Origin of the sequence: Mesorhizobium sp. ES1-1, assembly GCF_020164785.1 — a bacterium.
In the GTDB taxonomy this organism is placed as follows: Bacteria; Pseudomonadota; Alphaproteobacteria; order Rhizobiales; family Rhizobiaceae; genus Mesorhizobium.
The window spans coordinates 56,663-79,029 of record NZ_JAIUGX010000016.1; the positions used below are offsets into that span (position 1 = coordinate 56,663).

The window sequence follows — 22,367 nt, forward strand, 5'->3', positions numbered from 1 at the left end:
AGGCTTTTCAATGGGCAAGGTAGTGGTGGTCACCTCGGGCAAGGGGGGCGTCGGAAAGACCACCTCGACGGCCGCACTCGGCGCGGCAGTCGCCAAGACCGGCAAGAAGGTGGCGCTGGTCGATTTCGACGTCGGCCTCAGGAATCTCGACCTGATCATGGGCGCCGAGCGGCGCGTCGTGTTCGACCTCGTCAACGTCATCCAGGGCCAGGCCAAGCTGTCGCAGGCGCTGATCCGCGACAAGCGGGTCGACACGCTGTTCCTGCTGCCGGCCTCGCAGACGCGCGACAAGGACGCGCTGACGGAGGAGGGCGTCGGCGAAGTCATCGACAAGCTGCGCTCGGTGTTCGACTATGTGTTCTGCGACAGCCCGGCCGGCATCGAGCGCGGCGCGCAGCTCGCCATGCGCTTTGCCGACGAGGCGGTCATCGTCACCAATCCGGAGGTGAGCTCGGTTCGCGATTCGGACCGCATCATCGGCCTGCTCGACGCCCGCACCATGCGCGCCGAACAGGGCGAGCAGATCGCCAAGCATGTGCTGGTGACGCGCTATGACGCGGCGCGCGCCTCGCGCGGCGAGATGCTGTCGATCGACGACGTGCTGGAGATCCTGTCGGTGCCGCTGCTGGGCATCATCCCCGAGAGCCAGGATGTGCTGCGCGCCTCGAACCTCGGTTCGCCGGTGACGCTGAGCGAGCCGCTCAACACCGCTGCCAAGGCTTATATCGACGCGGCCCGGCGGCTCGAAGGCGAGCAACTGCCCGTCGTCGTGCCCTTCGAGCGCAAGGGCTTCCTCGACCGGCTTCTGGGAAGGAGGGCGGCATGAGCCTGCTCGACATCTTCAAGCGGCGCTCCAGCGCGCCGGTGGCACGCGAAAGGCTGCAGGTGCTGCTCGCCTATGAGCGCCGCAACCGCGGCCAGCCGGACCTCGTCTCCATCCTGCGCGAGGAGATCATGGCCGTCATCGCCAGGCATGTGCAGATCGACCAGGACTATCTGCAGGTGTCGATGGACCGCGGCGCCACCATGTCGACGCTGGAAATCGACATCCAGATCCCCAACAAGAGCGCCATGCCGCTGGCCATGGCGGGGTAGGCAGGAAGGTCGCGATCCTTCGCGCCCCCCTCTGGCCTGGCCGGCAGGCCAGAGGGGGGCGCTGCCCCGCCGGCGTTTCCTTATTCACGCCTTCCGCACAGGTTGCGCTTTGATGATCGACGTGTCGATCCAGGCGAGGTGACGGCCGCGCGCTGTTGCGTCATGGCGGCGGGCGAGGCAGAAGGCGCGCTACGATGCCCCGGGTGCATCGCGCTCGGGATCATCGGCAAGGCGGCGGAGGTCAGATGAGATTGCGGAAGCGGAGCTGGGAGCAGCGGCGCGAGGCCAGGATCCGCTGGCTCAGGCGGCGCAGCGCCATCCTGCTCTGGTGGCATGGCCCGCTACGCCCGAACCCGCAGGCGCGGATCGTGCTGACCGTGCGCTATGCCGTGCATTTCAATGGCGGCGCCGAGGGGTGGATCATCAAGCGCAAGATGACGGAGGAGGAGCATCTCGCCTGGCTCTTCGACGAGGCCCGGCTGGCCGAGCGGCTGCAATTCTTCACCGGCATCCTGTTGCCGTCGCTGCTGAGCCAGGACATGCCGATGCAGCGCGGACGGCGCGACCTGGTGGTCTATGTCTCGGAGGGCGTGCCGGCTGGCCATCTCGCCGCGCTGCAAGCCGCGCTTGCCGGTCATGACTGGGCGCGGATCGTGCCGGTGCCGATGGGCGCAATGGAATATCCCGATGTCGGCCCCAGGGAGGAGCATGCGCATCTGCGCATCGATGATGACGACGCGCTGTCGCGCGATTTTCTGAGCCGCCTGTCGGCCTTTGTCAGGCCGGCGTTCCACGGCCATATCATCACCCATCCCGACGGTTATTTCGCCGGGTTCGACGAGGCGGGGAAGCTGATCCTCAGACCGGTCTCCATCCCGATGGTCGCCATGGGCATCGCCTATATTGTCGGGCCGAGGAGCAAGTTCCGCTCGATCTACGCGGTTGGCCCGCATTACGATGCCTATCGCGACGCCCCAACCATCATCGCGGATGCCAGGCCCGCCTATATCCGCACTGTTCATCCCGGCCAATCGATGTATCCGCTGACCAAGTTCGAGGGCGACCCGGCGACGACGCTCGATGTGGTGAGGCGTAGCATCGAGTTCGATCCGGAAGCGTTGCGGACATCGGCTACGCCGGCCTGAAGCGGTTTTCGGCGCCCAGCCAGTCCGCCCGGGCTTTCAGGCGGCAGCCTTCGCGGGCTGCGTTGCGCGTCGATTTGGGCTGGGAACCATTGAAAACTCCATCCGTTACAGTGGCCACAGTGCGAGAAGGGGATCCCGTGGAGAGAGACGATGCGTCACCAGTGGCATCAGGCGTCGAAGGCCTCGACTACGTCCTCAGGGGCGGCTACGCCAAGTTCCGATCTCATCTCGTCGAGGGCAGGCCCGGCTCCGGCAAGACGACGCTTGGACTGCAATTCCTGATCGAGGGCGCCCGTAACGGCGAGACCTGCCTTTACATCACGCTGTCCGAAAGCCGGCGCGAACTGCTGTCCGTGGCCGGCCGCCATGGCTGGGACCTCAGTGGCATCGAGATCCTGGAGCTGGTTCCACCGGAGCTCAGCCTCGATCCCTCGCAGCTGCAGACATTGGTGCATTCCTCCGACCTGGAACTCGGCGAGACGGTGCATGCGGCGCTGGCCGAGATCGAACGCATCAAGCCCGACCGGGTGGTGTTCGACTCGCTGTCGGAGATCCGGCTCTTGTCGCAGGGGTCTCTGCGCTACCGCCGGCAGGTGCTGGCGCTGAAGAGTTTCTTCCTTCTCAACAACGCCACCGTGCTGTTGCTCGACGATCTGACCGCCGAGCATGACGACCTCAATTTGCATTCGATCAGCCATGGCGTGATCCGCATGGAGCAGCTGTCGCCGGTCTATGGCGGCGAGCGGCGGCGGCTCAGGGTCATCAAGATGCGCGGCGTGCAGATCCGCGGCGGCTTCCATGATTTCGTCATCCGTCCGGGGGGCGTCGTGGTATTTCCACGGCTCGTCGCCGGCGAGCATGAGATGGGCGAGCACGGCACCTCGGCCACGAGCGACAGCTCCCTGGACGATCTCCTCGGCGGCGGTCTCGCGCGCGGTACCAGCACGCTGCTGATGGGCCCCTCCGGCGTCGGCAAGTCGACCGTCGCGTGCACCTATTGCCATGCGGCGCTGGCCCGCGGCGAGAAAGTACAGATCCTGCTGTTCGACGAGACCAAGCGCATCTTCCTGGCCCGGGCCGCTGGGCTCGGCATGGATTTCGAGGCCTATGTCGCCAATGGCTCGCTGCTCTTGGAACAGATCAACCCGGCCGAACTGTCGCCGGGGGAATTGTCGACGCGCATCCAGAGCGGCGTCGACAAGAGCGATGTCCGCATCGTCGTCATCGACAGCCTGACGGGCTATCTCAATGCCATGTCCGAAGAGCAGCATCTTGTGCTGCAGATGCACGAGATCCTGACCTATCTGAACCAGAAGGGCGTCGTCACTATCCTGCTCCTGGCCAATCATGGGCTGATCGGCCGGATGTCGACACCCATCGACATGACCTATCTCTGCGATTCCGTGATGCTGCTGCGCTTCTTCGAAAGCAGTGGACGCCTGCGCCGGGCGATTTCGGTAATCAAGAAACGCGTCGGCCCGCATGAGGATACGATCCGCGAGTTCAGGATCAGCGGCAGCGGCATAGCGGTCGGCGAGCCGCTGGAGGAGTTTCGCGGGATCATGACCGGCGTGCCGTCCTACGAGGGCAAGGAGTCCGATCTCCTCAGGGATGTGGAATCATAATGCCCGCACAACCCCTCGTGCTTGTGCTGACCCCGGTCGGGCGGGACGCCAGGATCGCCGAGTCGATCCTGGCCAACAGCCAGATCGCGACCCGCACATGCGCCACGCTCGAGGAAACACTGCCCTTGCTCGACGAGGCGCAGTGCCTGGTCGTCGCAGAGGAGGCGCTGACCAGCGCCGATCGAAGCGGACTTGCGGCTTGGCTGGAGAACCAGCCGGCATGGTCGGATTTTCCGATCGTGCTGCTGGTGATGCGCGGCACCGAATTCGACAAGCGGCTGGCGTTCCTCGACCGCTACCTCATCGTGCTGGAGCGGCCCTTCCTGGCGTCGAGCCTGTCCAATTCCGTGCGTTCGGCGCTGCGCGCGCGCGCCCGGCAGCTCGAGGTCAAATCCTATATCGAACAGACGCGGGTGGTCGCCGACCGCCAGAAGCTGCTGATCCGCGAGCTTCATCATCGCGTCAAGAACACGCTGGCCAATGTGCGCGCGATGATGGGCGCCACCGCCAGGTCGAGCGGCACCATCGAGGATTTCATGACGGATTTCTCGGCCCGTCTCGTCTCGCTTGCCGATACGCATTCCATGCTGACCGACGATTACTGGCAGACAGCCTCGTTGAAGAAATTGCTGGCGGGGGAGCTTAGCCATTACGAGACCCGCGACACGCCGCGCATCGCGCTCGACGGACCGGATGTCGCCCTGGTCGCCGACATCGCCATCCCGGTCGGCATGGCGTTCCATGAACTCGCTTCCAATTCGTCGAAGTTCGGCTCGCTGTCGCTGCCCAAGGGCAGGCTCGACGTCAGCTGGTCGGTGGGCAGCGACGGCGACGCGCGCATCGTCAATCTCGACTGGCGCGAACGCGACGGGCCGCTGGTCGAGCCGCCGAAGCGGCGCGGGTTCGGCACGACTTTGCTGGAGAAGGTGGTGACCGTGCAGTGCGACGCGAAGGTCGCGCTCAACTATCACCGCGAAGGCCTGCACTTCAACATGGCGCTGCCCTTGCGCGACACCAGGCTGGTGCCGGCGTATTCCTGACGGCTGCAGTGCGGCGCGTGAAAATGTCGCCTGGCGCATTGGGCATGGCGAGAGCCCCGCATCGCTGTTATTGAAGGCGTTCACGAAGTCCGGACGCGCAACAGATGACATCCAATCCAGATCAGGCCGAAACAGTCGGACACTTGCTCGATACGCCCGATCTGGCCAGCGCGCTGGAAAGCGAGCAGTTCAAGAAGTTCCTCGACCAGGTGCCGATCGCCATCGCCGTGTCGGACCTCAGCGCGCAGGAGCGCGTGGTCTACGCCAATCCGGAATTCGAGAAACTGTCTGGCCTGGGGGCGGCGAAGCTCGCGCAGAAGGACTGGGCGATCCTTTCCGGCACCGGCCTGCACGCGCAGAAGGACCGGCCGCTGTCCGAGGCGGTGGTCGAAGATGCCGATTTCGTCGGCACGTTCCGGCTCGAGCGGGTGGAAGACAAGCCCGCCATCGTCGACGTCTATTCCAACGCCATCGAGGATGATGGCGGCAGGGTCTGCTTCCGCCTGGTGGCGCTGGTCGACGTCTCTGCCCATGGCGATGCCGATGAGGCGGTCTCGACCGAGGAACGCGTGCGCGAGAAGGACACGCTGCTGCGCGAATTGCAGCACCGGGTGAAGAACAATCTGCAGATGATTACCGCGCTGATCCGGCTGGAGACACGCAACGCGGCCGAGCCGGACCGCAAGCGCTTCGAGCGGCTGGCGGGACGCGTCGACGCGCTTGCGATCCTCTACCAGACGCTGTCGGGCGACGATCACAGGGACGAGGTCGATCTCGGCGTCTATCTCAGCCAGATCGCCTCGGCGGTGATGACCTCGCATGCCGTCGAAGGCATCCGGCTGGACATGAAGGTCGACACCTATCCGGTGTCGATCAATGTCGCCATGCCGACCGGGCTGGTGGTGAACGAACTGCTGACCAACGCACTCAAGCACGCCTTCCAGGGGCGCGAGGGCGGCACCATCACGCTGCACAGCATCGTCGATGGCGATGGCTGCCGCATCGTCGTGGCCGATGATGGCGTCGGCCTGCCGGAAGGCCAGACCTGGCCCAAGCCCGGCAAGCTCGGCGCACTGATCGCCCGCTCGCTAACCGAGAACGCCAAGGCGGAGTTCGACGTCAACTCCAGCATCGGCGAGGGGACGCGCGTGACCATCGTCTTCAAGCGCTCGGCCGCCGCCGCTTAAACAAGGCACGGCGTCCGATCCGGCGCGATGGCGGCTTGCCCCAGCCGACAGCCAGCCGTGCCTCACGACAAGCCTAGCCTAGCAGTGCAGAGCTGCCGGCCAAGCCGCCGGTCGAAGCGGCTGCACGCAGCGGCATGGGAGGATATCAAGTGACAGCGACGCCAATTGCCCGGCGCGAAGCGGCGCCCTTGCCCATATTCGCCCTGCTGGGCGCCATGGTGTCGATCCAGATCGGCGCCACCTTCGCCAAGGGCCTGTTTCCGGTGATCGGCGCGCAAGGGACGACGACGGTCCGGCTGGTCATCGGCGCACTGATGCTGATCGCCGTGCTGCGGCCCTGGCAGGCGCTGCCGTCTCGCACCACATGGCCTTGGCTCATCGGCTACGGGATGACGCTGTGCGTGCTCAACCTGCTGTTCTATGCCGCGCTCGCCACCATCCCGTTGGGCGTTGCGGTGGCGCTGGAATTCTCCGGCCCGCTTTTGGTGGCGACGCTGAGCTCGCGACGCGCCACGGACTTCGCCTGGATCGTGCTGGCGCTGGCCGGCATCGTGCTGTTGTCGCCCTTCATCCGTTCGGCCGTGCCGCTCGACCCGACAGGGGTCATGCTGGCGCTGGCGGCGGGCGCATGCTGGGCGCTCTATATCGTGCTTGCGCCGAGGGCCGCGGCCGAACTCGGCACCCGCACGACCGCCTATGGCATGTCGATCGCCGCCCTGCTGGTGCTGCCCTTCGGGGCGGCGCAGGCCGGGGCGGTGCTGCTGACGCCAACGATCCTGGTCAGCGCGCTGTTGGTGGGCCTGTTCTCCAGCGCGCTGCCCTTCTTCCTGGAGATGGTCGCCCTGACCCGCATGCCGGCCCGCATCTATGGCACGCTGACCTGCCTGGAGCCGGCGCTGGGCGCGCTGATGGGCTTCCTGTTCCTGCATGAGAACCTGAGCGCGCCGCAGCTGGCCGGCATCGGCGCCGTCATCGTGGCGGCCGCCGGCACCGCGCTGACATCGAAGCCGCCGGTGCCTTCGCCGGAGTAGCTGATCTCCCCCCTTGCGGGGGAGATGTCCGGCAGGATAGAGGGGGGTGCTGTCCCGCCGACATCCCCGCCGCTGAAAATCGAATTTTTAAAGGATCTCGGTTCGGGAACGGATCGAACCCGAACGTCGCGTTTCTTCACACCCCCCTCTGGCCTGCCGGCCATCTCCCCCGCAAGGGGGGAGATTGGCAGCTTCACCCTCAGATCAGCTTCTCCAGCGTGATCGGCAGGTCGCGGATGCGCTTGCCCGTCGCGTGGAACACCGCGTTGGCGATCGCCGGCGCGACGCCGACGATGGCGAGCTCCCCGACGCCCTTGCCGCCGAGCGCCGAGGAATGCGGGTCGGGGATACCGACCGAGATCACCTCGATGTCGGGTATGTCGGCATTGGTCGGCACCAGATAATCGGCCAGATTGTTGTTGACGATGCGGCCATGGCGGCGATCGACGATGCCTTCCTCGAGCAGCGCCTGGCCGATGCCCATGATGATGCCGCCCTTCCACTGGCTTTCGGCGAGCTTGGGATTGTAGAGCCGGCCGGAATCCAGTGCCGAGACGACGCGCGACACGCGCACCGTGCCGAAATCCTCATCGACGCGCACCTCGATGAAATGCGCGCACCAGGAGTGGCGGGAATAGTCGCCTTCGGTGTGCGGCAGCGCCATGGAAATGGTGGTGTAATTCTTGTAGCGGTCCTCGGCGGTCGAGTTGGCCGGCATGGTGTCGCCCGACGCCTCGATGCGGTCGAGGCCGATACCGGAAAGCAGCTCGGCGATCGACACATCGGGGCCATCGCCACGCGGCGAGGCGATGCGGCCATTGGCGACCACCAGCGTGTTGGCCTGCAGCGCATGGAAGGGGGAACGCGGATCGCTGATCGCCAGGCCGACCAGCTGATCGAGCGCCGAGGTCGCCGCCTTGTAGACGGCGCCGGTCATCACGCCGGCCAGCCGCGAACCGCCGGTGACCCCGGCGCGGGGGAAGCGGGAATCGCCCAGCTTCACCACGACGCTGTCTGCCGGCACGCCGAGGGTTTCGGCGGCGGTCTGCGCCAGGATGGTGTAGGTGCCCTGGCCCATGTCGATCGAGGAGCTTTCGACCTCGACCGAACCATCGGCGAGGATGCGCACGATCGCCTCGCCATGGGCGCGCCGCACCGGATAGGTGCCGGCCGCCACGCCCCAGCCGATCAGCTGGTTGCCGTCGCGCATCGAGCGTGGCTTTGGCGTGCGCGCGGCCCAGCCGAAGCGTTCCGCTCCCGTGGCAAAAGCCTCCCGCAACTGCCTGGTGGACCAGGCTTTCCTGGCGTGCGGGTCCTGTTCGGCATAATTGCGCAGCCGGATTTCCAGCGGATCGATGCCGACCTCGTAGGCGAGTTCGTCGATGGCGCATTCGATGCCGAACGCCGATGGGTTTTCGCCCGGCGCCCGCATCGCGCCCGGAACCACTGAATTGACGCGCACGACATTCTGCCGCGAGGAGAAGTTGGGCGTCGCGTACATGATCGAGGTGACCGAGCCGAGCGGTTCGACCCACATGCCGTCGATCGAGGTTTCATTGACGCCGCGATGCACGATCGACTGGATGAGGCCGTCCTGGGCTGCGCCGATCGTCACCGTCTGGCGCGTCGCGGCGCGGCCGCCATAGCCGGTAAAGGTCTGCGGACGGGTCAGCACCAGCTTGACCGGCCGGCCGAGCATCCTGGCCGCATAGGCGGCGACGGCGCCGTGGCTCAGCGCCAGCGCCTTGGAGCCGAAACCGCCGCCGATATAGGGCGACACAAGCCGGACATTCTCAAAGGGAACGGAGAACCATTCGGCATAGGTGCGGGCCATGCCGTCCAGCCACTGGCTCGGCTCCCACACCGTCAGGCGGTCGTCCTCCCAGCGCGCGATCAGGCCATGCGGCTCCATCGGCGCCTGGTATTCGCGCGGCGTGTTGTAGGCGGCGCAGATCCGCACCGGCGCGGCGGCGAAGGCGGCCGGCGCGTCGCCCCATTCCTTGGTCATGGCGTCGACCGGGATGCCGTCGCCGGCCTTGGCGTCGTTGAGGTCGACGATGGCCGGCGTCTCGTCATAGCTGATTTCGATAAGGGCAGCCGCGGCGACCGCCTGTTCGAAGGTTTCGGCGACCACCGCGGCGACATGCTGGCCGGAGAAGGTGATGTCGCGCGCCAGCGGGAAATAGGGCTTGTCCGGCGGCGGCGTGCCGAACCAGTCCGAGGCGGTCCGCAGACCGACAATGCTGTCAGGGGTCAGGACCTTGAGCACGCCCGGCGCCGCCTCGGCCCGTGCCGTTTCGATCGCGCGCACCCTGCCGGCGGCTATCGTGCTGTCGACCAGCACGGCATGGACGAGCCCGTCGAGCTGCTGCTCGACGGCGTAGCGGGCGGCGCCGGTGATCTTGGCGGGGCCGTCGACGCGCGACAGCCGGCCGCCGACGGCTTCGGCGAACGCGCCATCGGAGGCGTCGCCATGGCTCTTGATGTGAACGGTCATGTCGTCTCTCCCAATTTCAGGATGGCGCGGGCGACGACGCGCGGCGCCAGTTCGATCTTGTAGCGGTTGGCGCCGTGGTCGACGGCGCCTTCGACGGCAAGCAGGCTGGCGGCGCGGATGGCCTCCGGCTCCAGCACCTTGCCCTTCAAGGCGTCTTCCACGGCCCGTGCCCGCCATGGCTTGGTGGCGACGCCGCCGAGCGCCACGCGCAGGTCGCGGATGGTGCGCCCATCGGGCTCGAACTCGATGCCGACGGCGGCGCTCGCGGCGGCGAATTCGTAGGATTGCCGGTCGCGGATCTTCACATAGGTCGAGCGGCGGGCTGTGGCCGACGCGGGGATTTCGATGGCGGTGATCATCTCGCCCGGTTCCATGGCGTGTTCCCTGTCCGGCGTGCTGCCCGGCAGCAGGAAAAACGCGTCGACCGAAATCCGGCGCTCGCCGAGATGGATCATGGCGTCGAAGGCGACGAGCGCGGCGGCGAGGTCGCCGGGATAGGTGGCGATGCAGGCCTCGCTGGTGCCGAGCACTGCGTGCCCCCTGGTGACGCCGCCGATGGCAGAACAGCCGGAGCCGGGGTTGCGCTTGTTGCAGGCGGGAAAGTTGGCGGGGTCGCGGAAATAGGGGCAGCGCGTGCGCTGCATCAGATTACCGCCGATCGTCGCCATGTTGCGGATCTGCGCCGACGCTGCCTGCCAAAGCGCCTCGGAAATGGCGGGGAATTGGCTCTTGATGCCGGCATGATCGGCGACATGGGACATCTTGGCCAGCGCGCCGATGGTGGCGCCGCGCTCGTCGACTTCGATCCGATCGAGCCCGTTGAGGTGGGTGATGTCGATCAGGCTATCGGGTTTGGCGACGCCGCATTTGGCGAGGTCGATCAGCGTTGTCCCGCCGGCGAGCAGCATGGCGCCGGGCAGGGCGGCCGCCTGCCGGGCGGCATCGGCGGTAGCGGCGCGGATATAGGAGAAATCCTTCATGAGGCGGCCTCCTGGGCTGCCTGGCGGACAGCGGAGACAATATGCGGGTAGGCGCCGCAGCGACAGAGATTGCCGGCCATATATTCGCGGATCTCTTCATCGGAGCCGGCATGGCCCTCGCGGATGCAGGCGACGGCCGACATGATCTGGCCGGGCGTGCAATAGCCGCATTGGAAGGCGTCCTGCTCGAGGAAGGCGGCCTGCACGGGATGCGTTTCGCCCTCCCGTGCGAGCCCCTCTATGGTGGTGACAGCGCGGCCCTCGACCTGCGCGGCGAGGGTGAGGCATGCCAGCACACGCTCGCCGTCGACATGGACGGTGCAGGCGCCGCACTGGCCGTGGTCGCAGCCCTTCTTGGTGCCGGTCAGGCCGAGCCGGTCGCGCAGGGCGTCGAGCAGCGTGACGCGCGGCTCGAGCGCGAGGTCGTGATGGCGGCCATTGATATCGAGATGAACAGAAATTGTCGTGTTGGTCATGGGCGTCTGGCTCCAGTTGCTTGACGCGAAGTCGTCTGATCTTGTGCTTGACGCGAAGTCGTCCGATCTTGCGGGACGGGCGGAGGCACGGCGCACCGGCCGTGTCCCGCCTGCCGGCCCGTCGCTTTCGCTCCAGGCCATTTTTCGTCTGGAGGGCCGGCGAACCGGCCCCCGATCTCATGCGCGCCTTATCGGGCGAGCAGGTCCTCGATGCGGATCGGAAAACGCCTTGGCCGCACGCCGGTCGCGTGCCAGACCGCGTTGGCGACGGCCCCGGCCGTGCCGGTGACGCCGATCTCGCCGACACCCTTGATGCCGAGCGCGTTGACGTGGGGGTCGTCCTCGTGAACCAGGATCGCCTCGACCGACGGCACGTCGGCATTCACCGGGACGTGGTATTCGGCGAGGTTGGCATTCTGGATCCGGCCCGAGCGGCGGTCGGTGACCGCTTCCTCTTGCAGCGCGAAGGAGACGCCCCAGATCATGCCGCCATAATACTGGCTGCGCACCAGCCTGGGGTTGATGACCCGTCCGGCGGCGAAGGCCCCAACCAGCCGCGTGACGCGGACCTGCCCGAAATCCGGGTCGACCTTCACCTCGGCGAAAACGGCGCCATGGGCGTGCATCGCATAGGCTTCCAGCGACGCCGGGTCCGAGGCCGCTTTGCCACTGCCCTCGATCTCCTTGAGGCCGGCGCGAGTGAGGATATCGCCATAGGTCTCGCCGCGGCTCTCATCGTCGCGGCGCAACAGCCGGCCGCCGCGCGCCAGCACTCCTTCATTGCCGGCGCCGAACAGCGGCGAGGCTTCGTCGGCGGTGGCCAGATCGGCGAGTTTGGCGATCACCGCCGCACCGGCATTGTGGATCGCCATGCCGGCGGTGGCCGTGTGACCCGAGCCGCCGGCAATGCCCGCATTGGGCAGGTCGGAACTGCCGGCCCTGAATTCGAGCCGGTCGATGTCCAGTCCAAGCCCGTCGGCGGCGATCTGGGCAAAGGCGGTCCATGCGCCCTGGCCCATATCCTGCGCGCCGGTTTCCATCAGCCCGCTGCCGTCGCTTTTCAGCACGGCGCGGGCCTCGGCCTGGAACATCAAGGCGGGGAACGTCGCCGTGCCCATGCCCCATCCCGTGAGGAAGCCGTCGGCGTCGCGCATCAGCCGCGGCTGAAGCGGGCGGCTTGCCCAGCCGAACCTGTCTGCCGCCTGCTGGTAGCATTCCCGCAGCGCCTTGGAGGAGAAGGGCTTGCCGCTCATCGGCTCGACCTCGGCATAGTTCCTCAGCCGGAATTCCAGCGGATCCATGCCGCAGGCATAGGCTGCCTCGTCGATGGCGCTTTCGAGTGCGATCGAGCCGGTGGCCTCGCCGGGCGCCCGCATGAACAGCGGGGTGCCGGTGTCAAGCCGCACCGCATCGTGCGACGTCGCGATGGCCGGGCTGGCATAGAGCGTGTGCGAGGCATCCGCCGCCGGCTCGAAGAAGTCGTCGAAGGTGCTCGATGTCGTCCTGGCGTGATGGTCGACCGCCGTCAGCCGGCCCTCGCCATCCATGCCTAGGCGCAGCGTCTGGCGCGTCGGCGCGCGGTGGCCGACCGGCCCGTACATCTGCTCGCGCCGCAGCACCAGCTTGACAGGGCGGCCGACGAGTCGCGCCGCCAATATGCCAAGCACCTGCGGACCCGACATCATGCCCTTGGAGCCGAAGCCGCCGCCCAGGAACGGGCTGCGGATGTGGATGTTTTCCGGCGCGATGCCGAACAGGCCGGCAATGCGGCCCTGCGCCATGGCAAGGCCCTGGCTCGGCGTGTCGATCGACAGCCTGTCGCCGTCCCAGGCGGCGACGATGGCGTGCGGCTCCATGGCGTTGTGATACTGGGCAGGCGTTTCGTAGGTCGCCTCGATGCGGGTCGCCGCCGATTGCAGGCCGGCCTCGACGTCGCCCTTGTGCTGAACGGGCGGATTGCCGACGCCGACTCCGCGCGGCACGAAGCTCTCGGCGTCGTCGAGGCCGACGCGCGCGGGAAGTACCTCATAGCGCGGCGACAGCAAAGCGGCGCCTTCGGTCGCCGCTTCCAGTGTCTCGCCGATCACCACGGCGATGCTCTGGTTGGGGTAGCGGACGCCGTCGTTCTGCAACAGGTCGAGCCGGAACATGAACGGATTGTCCTTGGCGTCCGGGTCGATGGCGAGCGCCGGGCGGTTCTGCGGCGTCATCACCTCGACGACGCCGGCATAGGCCTTGGCGGCCTCGACATCGAGCGAAAGGACACGGCCGCGCGCGATGCTGGAGACGGCGAGCACCGCATAGAGCATGCCTTCGGGATGATTATCGGCGGCATAGACCGCCCCGCCGGTGACCTTGAGGAAACCGTCGCGGCGGGTCAGCGGCTGGCCGATGCTGGAGCCCTGCCTGAGATGGGCGGGCTGCTGGTTGAGACCGAGTTCAAGCGTCATGGCGCGCTCCGGGAATGTTGGAGAAAGGGGAGGCGGGCAAAGCAGGCATCAAGGCCGGCGTTCCGGCAAGGGCGGACGTCAGCGCCCTGACCACAATGCGGCGGGCAAGCTCGATCTTGAAGGCGTTGTCGCCGGAGGGCGTGGCTTCTGCCAGGGCGGCGTCCGCCGCGCGAAGGAAGCTTGCCTCCTCGGCTGGCGCGCCGATCAGCAGCGCTTCCGCGGCACGCGCCCGCCATGGCTTCGCGGCGACCCCGCCCAGCGCGAGCCTGGCAGCGCGGATCCTGCCGCCCTCGACAGTCAGCGCGGCGGCAGCCGAGACCACCGCGAAAGCATAGGAGGTGCGTTCGCGCACTTTGAGGTAACGGGCGTTGGCGGCGAAGGATGCGGCTTCCGCCGGCAGGCGCACCGCGACGATGAGGTCGCCCGGCTCCAGCACCGTCTCGCGTTGCGGCGTCTGGCCCGGAAGCCGGTGGAACTCCTCCAGCGTGACGTGACGACGGCCGTCCTTGCCCTCGATTTCGACCACGGCGTCGAGCGCCACCAGCGGCACGCAAAAATCCGATGGATGTGTGGCGATGCAGGCTTCGCTCCAGCCGAGCACGGCATGCAGGCGGTTCTCGCCGTGAAGTGCCGAGCAGCCGGAGCCGGGTTCACGCCTGTTGCAGGGGCTGGCGGTGTCGTAGAAATAGCTGCAACGCGTGCGCTGCAGAAGGTTGCCGCCGACCGTGGCGGCGTTGCGAAGCTGCGCCGAAGCACCCGACAGCAGCGCTTCCGCAACCGCCGGATAGGCCTTGGCGAAGGATGGGTCGTGGGCGAGATCGGCATTGCGCACCAGCGCGCCGATACGCAGGCCGCCTTCCGGCAATTCCTCGACGCGGTCGAGTTCAGGCAGACGGGTGATGTCGACGATACGTTCGGGGCTCGTGATGCCGCCCTTCATCAGATCGAGCAGATTGGTGCCGCCGGCGAGATAGGCCGAGCCTGGCTGCGCCGCCGCCGCGACAGCATCGGGGATGGTCGCCGGCCTGATGTAATCGAAATCCCTCATGCCGCGGTCCTCCGGTCTGACTTGGCCATGTTTTGCTGGGCTTCCAGGACGGCTTCGACGATGCCGCCATAGGCCGCGCAGCGGCATAGATTGCCGCTCAGCCCCTCGCGGATGCGTTCGGGATCGTCGCCGGCCTGACCTTCGGCGATGAGACCGAGCGTGCTCATGATCTGGCCCGGCGTGCAGAAACCGCATTGGAAACCGTCATGGGCGATGAAGGCGGCCTGCACCGGATGCAGGTCTTCGCCCTGGGCGACGCCTTCGATGGTCAGGATCTCGGCGCCGTCATGGCTGACGGCCAGCGCCAGGCAGGAATTGACGCGCCTGCCGTCGACCAGGACCGTGCAGGCGCCACACTGGCCGCGATCGCAGCCCTTCTTGGTGCCGGTGAGATCGAGCCGCTCGCGCAGCAGGTCGAGCAGGGTGACGCGGGGTTCGATCTCCAGATCGTGCCGGAGGCCGTTGATGGTAAGCGTAATGGGAAGGCTGGTCATGGGCGTCTGGCTCCAATGCTTGACGCGAAGGGAAGGGTGGTGGTGCCGAAAGCGAGAGAAGGGAGAGTTCGAAAGGTGCCGGGTTGTGTGGCGGATGGGGGTCAGCGCGCCATGCGAGGCGACCCCCTTTGGCCTGCCGGGCATTTCCTCCGCGAGGAGGGAGAGTGGCCTTGCACGTTCGAATTGCGTGACATCACGGGTTCCCTGCCTATATGATGAAAGCACTCCACTTAAACGGAGGCGCCTCCGTTTACTAGTTGGGGCTGGGCCTGGCCGGGTTCAAGTCCCATATTTCGTTCGTGGAGAAAAAATTGGCCGAAACCGTCACTGCCGAACAGAACGCTGCAAAGGCAAAGCCGTTGCGTGCCGACGCGCGCCGCAACCGCGACAGGCTGGTCGAAATTGCCGCCGCCGCCTTTGCCGAGCACGGCGTCGATACCTCCCTGGAGGGCATTGCGCGCCGCGCCGGTGTCGGCATCGGCACGCTCTATCGGCATTTTCCGACGCGCGAGCATCTGGTCGAGGTGGTCTACAGGCGGGAAGCCGAAGGCCTGTGTGCGGCCGCGGGGGAGCTTGCCGCAAGGCTTCCGTCCGATGCCGCGCTCGAAGAGTGGATGCGGCGTTTCATCGACTATATCGCCACCAAGCGCGGCCTCGCGGCCAGCCTGCGCATCCTGATGACGGCGAACTCGACGCTGTTTTCCGACACCTGGCAACGCGTGTCGCAATCGCTGCGGCAACTGGTTGAGGCGGCGGTCGCGGACGGCACGATCCGGGGCGATGTCGATGCCACGGATGTGCTGCACGCCCTGTCCGGCATCTATTCGGCGCCCGACACGCCGGAATGGCGCGACCGTTCGCGCCGGCTGGTCAAGCTGTTGATGGACGGTTTGCGGTTCGGAGCGGGAACGGCGCCGAAAGACTGACGGCGACCGGCGCTGGCGCGGACGGTGATATCCGCATACGTCGCGCTCAGCCCCAATGACCGCACTTGCATCTGGAGGCGAGCGGTTGTTAAAATCCTCACATTTTATCGTGTCGATGAGTTTTACACATGACTTCTCGCAAGGCGCAACGCACGGCCCGGCTGATGCATTTCCTGTCGGAAAAGCGGGTCATCCATCTCAGCGAGGCGGCGACGCTGCTGGGCGTATCGGAGATGACGGTGCGGCGCGACATTGCCGGCAACCAGGGGCAGATCGCCTATCTCGGAGGCCACATATTGGCGGCTGCCGAGATCGATGCGGATACGCCTTACGTGCTGGCGACGGCGGCCGACAGCCATGCGGCGGCGAAGCGCGAGGCCTGCGTGCAAGCGGTGCGCAGGATAAGGCCCGACGAGACGATCTTCGTCGATTGCGGCACGACGCTGATCCATCTTGTCGATCTCATTCCGGACTCTTATCGAATAACCGCAATATGTTACGCCATGAACATAGCGGAGCGCCTGACCCGAAAACCCAATGTAACCATGATCATGCTGGGCGGCGTCTATCACCCGGCGTCGGCGTCTTTCTCGGGCACGCATGATTTCGACATCCTGAAGAGCGTCGGCATCAACGCCGCCTTCCTGTCGGCCGCCGGCGTCGACGCCAAGCGCGGCGCCACCTGCGAGCATTTCCACGAGGCGGTGGTCAAACAGAAGGTGATGAGCCTGGCGCGCGAGAATTACCTCGTCGTCGACACCAGCAAGATCGGCAAGCTCAAGCGGGCGTTCTTCTCCGGAATGGATGGCTTCGACGCGGTGATCACGGAGGAGGGTGAGCTCGGGCCGGAGGGGTTTTGAGTCTCGGCGCGGAGGGTGCAGGAGCGCATGCGTGCGCGGGACCGTACACGCACTTGGTTCGGCCGCCCTCGCTTCGTCATCCACGGGCGAAGCAGGCGCGCAGCGGCGTCGCGGAAACCCGAGGATCCATTCCGTGACATGGGTCACGGAACGCGGCGAAGCGGAATTCTGAACCGTTGCAACCGCCTCAACGTCACGGAATGGATCCTCGGGCCTGCGCCGTGTCGCTTCGCTCCTTGCTCCGCCCGTGGATGACGAAGTCGCGGTGGCGTTGCCCAAATCCGACCTTCGGCGGCATCGCCAGTCGCTGGCCGCAACCTCAGCGTCGCACTGACCTTACCCAAGCTTCGTTTGACATTTCCTGCCCCTGATGGAAAAGTCACAAAAAAAGTAAGGGAAGTCTCAAAAGAGACTCGCGACCGGGGCAGGGGACGCGTCAACGGGAGGAAGTGCGGGCGTCATGATCGAACAGGGTTCGATTGCGCCATTATCCGGGATCCCCTTGCTGCGCGTCGAAAGCGTCAGCAAGCGGTTCGGCGGCGTCAATGCGTTGCGCGGCGTCCGTCTCGATATCCGCGCCGGCGAAGTGCATGCGCTGCTTGGCGAGAACGGAGCTGGTAAATCGACGCTGATCAAGATCCTGAGCGGCGTGCATGTGCATGATGGCGGCACGATCGAGATCGACGGCAGGCCCGTCTCGTTCTCGTCGCCGCTCCAGTCGCGCGATGCCGGCGTGGCGGTCGTCTACCAGGATCTCAGCCTTGTCGAGTCGCTGTCGGTCGCCGACAATCTGCTGCTCGGACGCGAACCGAGGACCCGCTTCGGCTTCCTGAAAAGGCGCCAATTGGTTGCGCAGGCCGAGGCCTTCCTGAAATCGCAGAACATTCCGCTCGATGCCCGCGCCATGGTCGGATCCCTGCCATTCGCCTATCGCCAGATGACGGAGATCGCCAAGGCGCTGATGGGCGACGTGCGCCTGCTGATCCTCGACGAACCGACCTCGGCGTTGACCGACGACGAGGAGAAGATCCTGTTCGAGGCGATCCGGGCAGTCGCGGCGCGCGGCGTCGGCGTGATCTACGTCACGCATCGTCTCAACGAGGTCTTCCGCATTTCAAATCGTGTGACCGTGTTCCGCGACGGACAGAATGCCGGGACTTTCGTGACCGCGCAGACCAATATGCGGCAGCTGGTCGGCGCCATCGTCGGGCCGGATCACGCCGTCCTGAAGTCCGACGCCGTGGCGACCCAGCCAGATCCAACCTCATCGGCTGCTTCCGCCGGAAAGCCGGTGCTCGAACTGAAGGCCGTCAGCAATGACAGGCTCGACGCGGCAACTCTCGAATTGCGCGGTGGCGAAATCCACGGCCTGGCGGGGCTGATCGGCAGCGGCCGCACCGAGATCCTGCAGACGATCTTCGGCCTGCGGCCCATTCGTTCGGGTGAAGCCAGCCTCGATGGCGTTTCGTTGCGGGACATCGATCCGGCGGAGGCGATTGCGCAGGGCATCGCGCTGGTCCCGGAGGACAGGCATTTGCAGGGGCTGGTGCTAGACCATTCGATCGAACGCAACCTGACCCTGCCTCGGCTGCCCGACTTTTCGCGGCTCGGCTGGCTGCAGCGCGGACCGGCCAGCGAACAGGCCAAAACGGCCATGCGCCGGCTGGCGGTCAAGGCGCCGGGCGCCTCGACCCTTGTCAGGAACCTGTCCGGCGGCAACCAGCAGAAAGTGGTGTTCGGCAAATGGAACGAGCCGCGTCCGCGCGTGCTGTTGCTCGACGAGCCAACCGTCGGCGTCGATGTCGGCGCCCGCGAGGAAATCTACGGCGTCATCCGCGCCGCAGCGGCGGCGGGCAGCGGCGTGCTGCTGGTGTCGTCCGATCTTTCGGAACTGATCCAGCTCTGCGACCGCGTCTCGATCGTCGTCGATGGCCGCATCACCCGGACGATCGAAAGGCAGGATCTCGGCAGCGCCGAGGGCCTTCACCACCTCATCCAGATTTCGCAGCCATCGGAAGAACACGCGGCATGACAGAAACCCAGAACCCGGCAAAAGCCGCCATCGCTCAGCCGGGCGGACGCCCGGCGCTGCTGACCCTGTTGCAGGGCGAACGCCCCTACATGCTCTATCTAGCCTTCGCCGTCATGCTGGTCGTCTTCAGCCTGGCGTCGCCCTGGTTCCTGTCGATCGACAATTTCCTCAACATCGGCCGGCAGACGACTCTGGTCTCGATCATCGCCGTCGGCATGACATTCGTCATCATATCGAGGCAGATCGACCTCTCCGTCGCCTCGACGCTGGCGCTTTCGGGTATGAGCGCGTCGCTGGCCATGGCTTTCGTCGCCAACAGCTGGGTCGTCGGCGCGCTGGCGGGGCTCGGCACCGGGGCGCTGATCGGGCTGATCAACGGCCTGCTGACGACAAGGCTGGAAATCCCGTCCTTCCTGGTGACGCTGGGGACGCTGAGCGGCGCGCGTGGCCTGGCGCTGATGGTCACCAACACCAAGCCCGTCATCATCACCAACGAGACTTATTTCGCCATCTTCGGCGAAGGCTCGGTGCTGGGCATCCCGGCGCCGATCCTGTGGACGCTCGGGGTCACCGTGGCGGGCATATTGCTGCTGCACTACAGCGTCTACGGGCGACGCGTCTACGCGGCGGGCGGCAACCCGACGGCCGCACTCTATTCCGGCGTGCGCATCAAGCAGGTCACGACGCTGGCTTTCGTCCTGACCGGGACGCTCGCCGGCCTGGCGTCGCTGATCCTGTCGGCGCGCTCCCACGCGGCGCGGCCCGACGTTGTGCAGGGCATGGAGCTCGACGTCATCGCCTCGGTCATCCTCGGCGGCTGCAGCCTGTTCGGCGGGCGCGGCTTCGTGCTCGGCACGCTGCTCGGCAGCCTCATCATCGGCACGCTCAACAACGGGCTGGTGCTGCTCGGCGTCAGCTCGTCGCTGCAACTCGTCGTCAAGGGAGCAATCATCGTCGCCGCGGTCGCGTTCACGAGGAGGTAAGGCGCGCATCCGCGACTATCGGGAGAAGACCGCCGTCTCCAAAGGGCGGACGGATATTTCAACAATCAACGGAGGAAAGTCATGAAACAACAGGCACGAACCCTATTCGGTACACTGAGCCTCGCGGCCAGCGCCCTGGCGCTGTCGACATCCCTTAGCCTTGCGCAGACGCCCGACACCTGCGTCACCGGCGTCGACATGGCGACGCTTGGGCCGCAGGGCATTGTCGGGCAGGGCCCGCATGGCGAAAAGGCGGCTTCGCCAGACGAGTTGAAATTGACCGACGAAGAAGCGGCCAAGGTCAAGGCCGGCAAGTTCAAGGTCGGCATTTCCATGCAGACGGTGAACCTCGACTGGTCGCAGCTGCAGGTAGCGGGTATCAGCGAGACACTGGCCAAATACGGCGTCACCGTCACCGGCGTGGCGTCGGCCGAATATCAGGTCGACAAGCAGATCGCCGATATCGAGAACACCATCCAGCAGCATCCCGACGGCATCATCTCCATTCCCGTCGATTTCACCGCGACGGCGCCGACCTACAAGAAGGTGGGCGAGGCCGGCATCAAGCTGGTGTTCATGGACTCGATCCCGGTCGGCCTCGAATCGCCCAAGGATTTCGCCTCGATGGTCTCGGCAGACAGCCAGGGCAACGGCCAGATTGCGGCAACGATCCTGGCGTCCTGCATGCCCAAGGGCGGCACGATCGGCCTGGTCAATTTCGGCGTCGATTATTTCAGCACCAATGAACGCACCAAGGGCGTCAGCGAGTGGATGAAGAAGAACCGGCCCGACATCGTCATGAAGCAGGTCGACTTCACCGACCCGTCGAAGGTCTCGCAGATCGCCGGCGACTTTCTTACCGGCAATCCCGATGTGAAGGGTCTGTTCGCCGTCTGGGACCAGCCGGCACTCGACACGCTGTCCTCGATGCGCGCTCAAGGCATCGATATTCCGATCACCACGGTCGATCTCGGCCTGCAGTCGGCGATCGAGATCGCCAAGGGCGGCCCGCTCAAGGCGACCGGATCGCAGCGCCCCTACGACCAGGGCGTCGCCGAGGCGATGGCAATGATGAAGGCCCTGATCGGCGAGAAGACGCCGGCCTGGGTCGGCGTGCAGTCGCTGCCGGTGGTGCAGTCCAACGTGCTGGAATCCTACAAGACCGTCTTCCACAAGGATCCGCCGGCCGAACTGGTCGACGCCTGCAACGCGGCGAAGCCGAAGTGTAATTGAGATGATGCGTCGGCCATGGCACCGGGGGTTGTGCCATGGCCGGTCATGCCGGTCCGTGATGTCGGCAGCGCCGCACCGGGGACCGGCACTCGCGGCATGAAGGACTTGTCGATCATGCCGCGTTAACGGCCGGAGGCTCGTCGCGCAGAGCTTGCACGGGCTTCAGCTATAGGGCGACCAGCATTGCTGGCGTGGACCGTTGTAGGGTTGGTAGCTGTTGTCCCAGGCGCGGTAGGAGACATAGCGCTCGTGACACCAGCGCACATGGGCGGCGGCCAGCCGGGCGGCCGGGTGTGGCGGTAGGGGCGCCACGGTCGCCGCCGCGACGCCGGCGGCAAAGGCGGCAGGAGGAAACCAGTAGCCATTGTAGTAGCGGAAACCGGGCCGCACTCGGACATAGCCGCGGTAGCCGTTATAGTAATAACCCCCGCCGACGACGTAGAAGCCGCGCCGCCACCAGACCGGCGTCGGCGCGGTGGCGGCCGATACCGGCCCCGAGGCCGGCACGACCGGGAAGGCCTCGGCCGGCGAGGCCAGGATTGAGGCGCCAAGCGCCAGGCCGCAAAACACCAAGAATATCGGTTTCATCATCCCTCTCCTTTGTTGCTGGGTGGAAGGTCCCGGCGCTCATTGACGCCGCAGCGCCCGCAATTCCGAAATTGACAGCGCGCCGTCGCCATTCGTGTCCGCCCGCAACAGCCGGTCGGGAATGAAGGCGGCAAACTCGTCGCGCGAGATCCTACCGTCGCCATTGCGGTCCATGCGATCCGCCTGCGTCTGGAGGCCGGCTAGCTGCGTGGCCTGGAAATCGCGCTTCGACTTCACCCGCTCCACGGCCGCGCGCACCTCGCCGGCATCGAGCTGGCCATTGCGGTTGGCATCGATCCGGTCGAACATCTGCGCCCGCGCCGCCTGGATCTCGCTGAATGCGAGCTTGCGGTCGCCATTGGTGTCTATGCGCCGGAACAGTTCACGAGCGCCGCCGTCGGCCGCACAGGCGCTGCCCGCGCCAAGCAACAGGCCGGCAAAGGCCATGACGATCTTGTTCATGTTGGTCTCCGCATTGGGTTGAACGACCCGCCACGGGCCGTGCTTGCGGAGCCTTCTACGCAGCGCCTCGTCCGCTCCTACGCGGCAGCGGCGATTTTCTTGCAGAGGGCCGCTTGGCAGTCTCCGGAAAGAATCTTTCGCGCCGGGCGTAGGGGCGAGGCGCTTGCTGCGTATCCGTCAGCAGTCGCCCCCGCGACCTGACAAGGAAAGGACCA

Annotated in this window: 20 protein-coding genes; 12 read left to right on the forward strand and 8 right to left on the reverse strand. The window is 66.2% G+C overall.

Translation table 11 applies throughout. The features are described from left to right. Positions 1-10: 10 nt before the first annotated feature. The 7 genes from minD (at position 11) to LB513_RS23435 (ending at position 7,123) form a co-directional block, all read left to right on the forward strand. A complete protein-coding gene (minD, locus tag LB513_RS23405) occupies positions 11-826 on the forward strand; it encodes a septum site-determining protein MinD (protein ID WP_224665850.1) in 816 nt (271 codons plus the stop codon). After that, positions 823-1,095, forward strand: coding sequence for a cell division topological specificity factor MinE (gene minE, locus LB513_RS23410; RefSeq protein ID WP_224665851.1), 273 nt, complete (start codon positions 823-825; stop codon positions 1,093-1,095). Before minD ends, minE begins: the two co-directional genes overlap by 4 nt. Positions 1,096-1,340: 245 nt before the next feature. Further along, on the forward strand, positions 1,341-2,240 hold the full coding sequence (locus LB513_RS23415) for a glycosyltransferase (protein WP_224665852.1): 900 nt from the start codon (positions 1,341-1,343) through the stop codon (positions 2,238-2,240). A gap of 137 nt (positions 2,241-2,377) precedes the next feature. Then, positions 2,378-3,865 (forward strand): ATPase domain-containing protein, encoded by a 1,488-nt coding sequence (locus LB513_RS23420; protein WP_224665853.1) that lies wholly within the window; start codon positions 2,378-2,380, stop codon positions 3,863-3,865. Beyond that, positions 3,865-4,905, forward strand: a complete 1,041-nt coding sequence (locus LB513_RS23425) for a sensor histidine kinase (RefSeq protein ID WP_263482234.1) — start codon at positions 3,865-3,867, stop codon at positions 4,903-4,905. Before LB513_RS23420 ends, LB513_RS23425 begins: the two co-directional genes overlap by 1 nt. Positions 4,906-5,009: 104 nt before the next feature. Next, entirely contained in the window at positions 5,010-6,092 is a 1,083-nt protein-coding gene (locus tag LB513_RS23430) for a sensor histidine kinase (RefSeq protein WP_224665854.1), read from the forward strand. A 149-nt stretch (positions 6,093-6,241) separates the two neighbouring features. Beyond that, complete coding sequence (locus LB513_RS23435) at positions 6,242-7,123, forward strand: EamA family transporter (protein WP_224665855.1); 882 nt, start codon at positions 6,242-6,244, stop codon at positions 7,121-7,123. A 199-nt stretch (positions 7,124-7,322) separates the two neighbouring features. Here LB513_RS23435 and LB513_RS23440 read toward each other — a convergent pair whose 3' ends face one another. The 6 genes from LB513_RS23440 to LB513_RS23465 all read right to left on the reverse strand — a co-directional run bounded on the left by LB513_RS23440 (position 7,323) and on the right by LB513_RS23465 (position 15,068). Beyond that, positions 7,323-9,620, reverse strand: coding sequence for a xanthine dehydrogenase family protein molybdopterin-binding subunit (locus LB513_RS23440; RefSeq protein ID WP_224665856.1), 2,298 nt, complete (start codon positions 9,618-9,620; stop codon positions 7,323-7,325). After that, a complete protein-coding gene (locus LB513_RS23445; RefSeq protein ID WP_224665857.1) occupies positions 9,617-10,600 on the reverse strand; it encodes an FAD binding domain-containing protein in 984 nt (327 codons plus the stop codon). The genes LB513_RS23440 and LB513_RS23445 overlap by 4 nt, the downstream gene beginning before the upstream one ends. Further along, a complete protein-coding gene (locus LB513_RS23450) occupies positions 10,597-11,076 on the reverse strand; it encodes a (2Fe-2S)-binding protein (RefSeq protein ID WP_224665858.1) in 480 nt (159 codons plus the stop codon). Before LB513_RS23450 ends, LB513_RS23445 begins: the two co-directional genes overlap by 4 nt. A gap of 188 nt (positions 11,077-11,264) precedes the next feature. Further along, positions 11,265-13,526 (reverse strand): xanthine dehydrogenase family protein molybdopterin-binding subunit, encoded by a 2,262-nt coding sequence (locus LB513_RS23455; RefSeq protein WP_224665859.1) that lies wholly within the window; start codon positions 13,524-13,526, stop codon positions 11,265-11,267. Then, positions 13,516-14,574, reverse strand: coding sequence for an FAD binding domain-containing protein (locus tag LB513_RS23460; RefSeq protein WP_224665860.1), 1,059 nt, complete (start codon positions 14,572-14,574; stop codon positions 13,516-13,518). Before LB513_RS23460 ends, LB513_RS23455 begins: the two co-directional genes overlap by 11 nt. Then, positions 14,571-15,068, reverse strand: a complete 498-nt coding sequence (locus LB513_RS23465) for a (2Fe-2S)-binding protein (protein ID WP_224665861.1) — start codon at positions 15,066-15,068, stop codon at positions 14,571-14,573. The genes LB513_RS23460 and LB513_RS23465 overlap by 4 nt, the downstream gene beginning before the upstream one ends. 299 nt (positions 15,069-15,367) lie before the next feature. Between LB513_RS23465 and LB513_RS23470 the strand changes: the two genes are divergently transcribed. From LB513_RS23470 to LB513_RS23490, 5 genes are all read left to right on the forward strand, one after another. After that, positions 15,368-15,994 carry a TetR/AcrR family transcriptional regulator gene (locus LB513_RS23470; protein ID WP_224665862.1) on the forward strand — a complete coding sequence of 209 codons (627 nt, stop codon included), beginning with the start codon at positions 15,368-15,370 and terminating at the stop codon, positions 15,992-15,994. Between the two features lie 128 nt (positions 15,995-16,122). Then, positions 16,123-16,854, forward strand: coding sequence for a DeoR/GlpR family DNA-binding transcription regulator (locus tag LB513_RS23475; protein ID WP_224665863.1), 732 nt, complete (start codon positions 16,123-16,125; stop codon positions 16,852-16,854). Between the two features lie 460 nt (positions 16,855-17,314). Further along, positions 17,315-18,886, forward strand: a complete 1,572-nt coding sequence (locus LB513_RS23480; protein WP_224665864.1) for a sugar ABC transporter ATP-binding protein — start codon at positions 17,315-17,317, stop codon at positions 18,884-18,886. Then, positions 18,883-19,869: an ABC transporter permease gene (locus tag LB513_RS23485; protein ID WP_224665865.1), complete on the forward strand. Its 987-nt coding sequence runs from the start codon at positions 18,883-18,885 to the stop codon at positions 19,867-19,869. The genes LB513_RS23480 and LB513_RS23485 overlap by 4 nt, the downstream gene beginning before the upstream one ends. An 81-nt stretch (positions 19,870-19,950) precedes the next feature. After that, on the forward strand, positions 19,951-21,102 hold the full coding sequence (locus LB513_RS23490; protein WP_224665866.1) for a substrate-binding domain-containing protein: 1,152 nt from the start codon (positions 19,951-19,953) through the stop codon (positions 21,100-21,102). Between the two features lie 162 nt (positions 21,103-21,264). Here the strand turns inward: LB513_RS23490 and LB513_RS23495 are convergent, their stop codons facing one another. Continuing rightward, positions 21,265-21,690 carry a BA14K family protein gene (locus LB513_RS23495; RefSeq protein ID WP_224665867.1) on the reverse strand — a complete coding sequence of 142 codons (426 nt, stop codon included), beginning with the start codon at positions 21,688-21,690 and terminating at the stop codon, positions 21,265-21,267. 39 nt (positions 21,691-21,729) lie between these two features. Continuing rightward, positions 21,730-22,152, reverse strand: a complete 423-nt coding sequence (locus LB513_RS23500; protein WP_224665868.1) for an EF-hand domain-containing protein — start codon at positions 22,150-22,152, stop codon at positions 21,730-21,732. Positions 22,153-22,367: the final 215 nt, after the last annotated feature.

What these genes read in the sequence shown, in the direction of transcription:
- minD (WP_224665850.1), top strand. Translation starts at nt 11, where the DNA reads ATGGGCAAGGTAGTGGTGGTCACCTCGGGCAAGGGGGGCGTCGGAAAG.
- minE (WP_224665851.1), top strand. Translation starts at nt 823, where the DNA reads ATGAGCCTGCTCGACATCTTCAAGCGGCGCTCCAGCGCGCCGGTGGCA.
- LB513_RS23415 (WP_224665852.1), top strand. Translation starts at nt 1,341, where the DNA reads ATGAGATTGCGGAAGCGGAGCTGGGAGCAGCGGCGCGAGGCCAGGATC.
- LB513_RS23425 (WP_263482234.1), top strand. Translation starts at nt 3,865, where the DNA reads ATGCCCGCACAACCCCTCGTGCTTGTGCTGACCCCGGTCGGGCGGGAC.
- LB513_RS23430 (WP_224665854.1), top strand. Translation starts at nt 5,010, where the DNA reads ATGACATCCAATCCAGATCAGGCCGAAACAGTCGGACACTTGCTCGAT.
- LB513_RS23440 (WP_224665856.1), bottom strand. Translation starts at nt 9,620, where the DNA reads ATGACCGTTCACATCAAGAGCCATGGCGACGCCTCCGATGGCGCGTTC.
- LB513_RS23445 (WP_224665857.1), bottom strand. Translation starts at nt 10,600, where the DNA reads ATGAAGGATTTCTCCTATATCCGCGCCGCTACCGCCGATGCCGCCCGG.
- LB513_RS23450 (WP_224665858.1), bottom strand. Translation starts at nt 11,076, where the DNA reads ATGACCAACACGACAATTTCTGTTCATCTCGATATCAATGGCCGCCAT.
- LB513_RS23455 (WP_224665859.1), bottom strand. Translation starts at nt 13,526, where the DNA reads ATGACGCTTGAACTCGGTCTCAACCAGCAGCCCGCCCATCTCAGGCAG.
- LB513_RS23460 (WP_224665860.1), bottom strand. Translation starts at nt 14,574, where the DNA reads ATGAGGGATTTCGATTACATCAGGCCGGCGACCATCCCCGATGCTGTC.
- LB513_RS23465 (WP_224665861.1), bottom strand. Translation starts at nt 15,068, where the DNA reads ATGACCAGCCTTCCCATTACGCTTACCATCAACGGCCTCCGGCACGAT.
- LB513_RS23475 (WP_224665863.1), top strand. Translation starts at nt 16,123, where the DNA reads ATGACTTCTCGCAAGGCGCAACGCACGGCCCGGCTGATGCATTTCCTG.
- LB513_RS23480 (WP_224665864.1), top strand. Translation starts at nt 17,315, where the DNA reads ATGATCGAACAGGGTTCGATTGCGCCATTATCCGGGATCCCCTTGCTG.
- LB513_RS23485 (WP_224665865.1), top strand. Translation starts at nt 18,883, where the DNA reads ATGACAGAAACCCAGAACCCGGCAAAAGCCGCCATCGCTCAGCCGGGC.
- LB513_RS23490 (WP_224665866.1), top strand. Translation starts at nt 19,951, where the DNA reads ATGAAACAACAGGCACGAACCCTATTCGGTACACTGAGCCTCGCGGCC.
- LB513_RS23495 (WP_224665867.1), bottom strand. Translation starts at nt 21,690, where the DNA reads ATGAAACCGATATTCTTGGTGTTTTGCGGCCTGGCGCTTGGCGCCTCA.
- LB513_RS23500 (WP_224665868.1), bottom strand. Translation starts at nt 22,152, where the DNA reads ATGAACAAGATCGTCATGGCCTTTGCCGGCCTGTTGCTTGGCGCGGGC.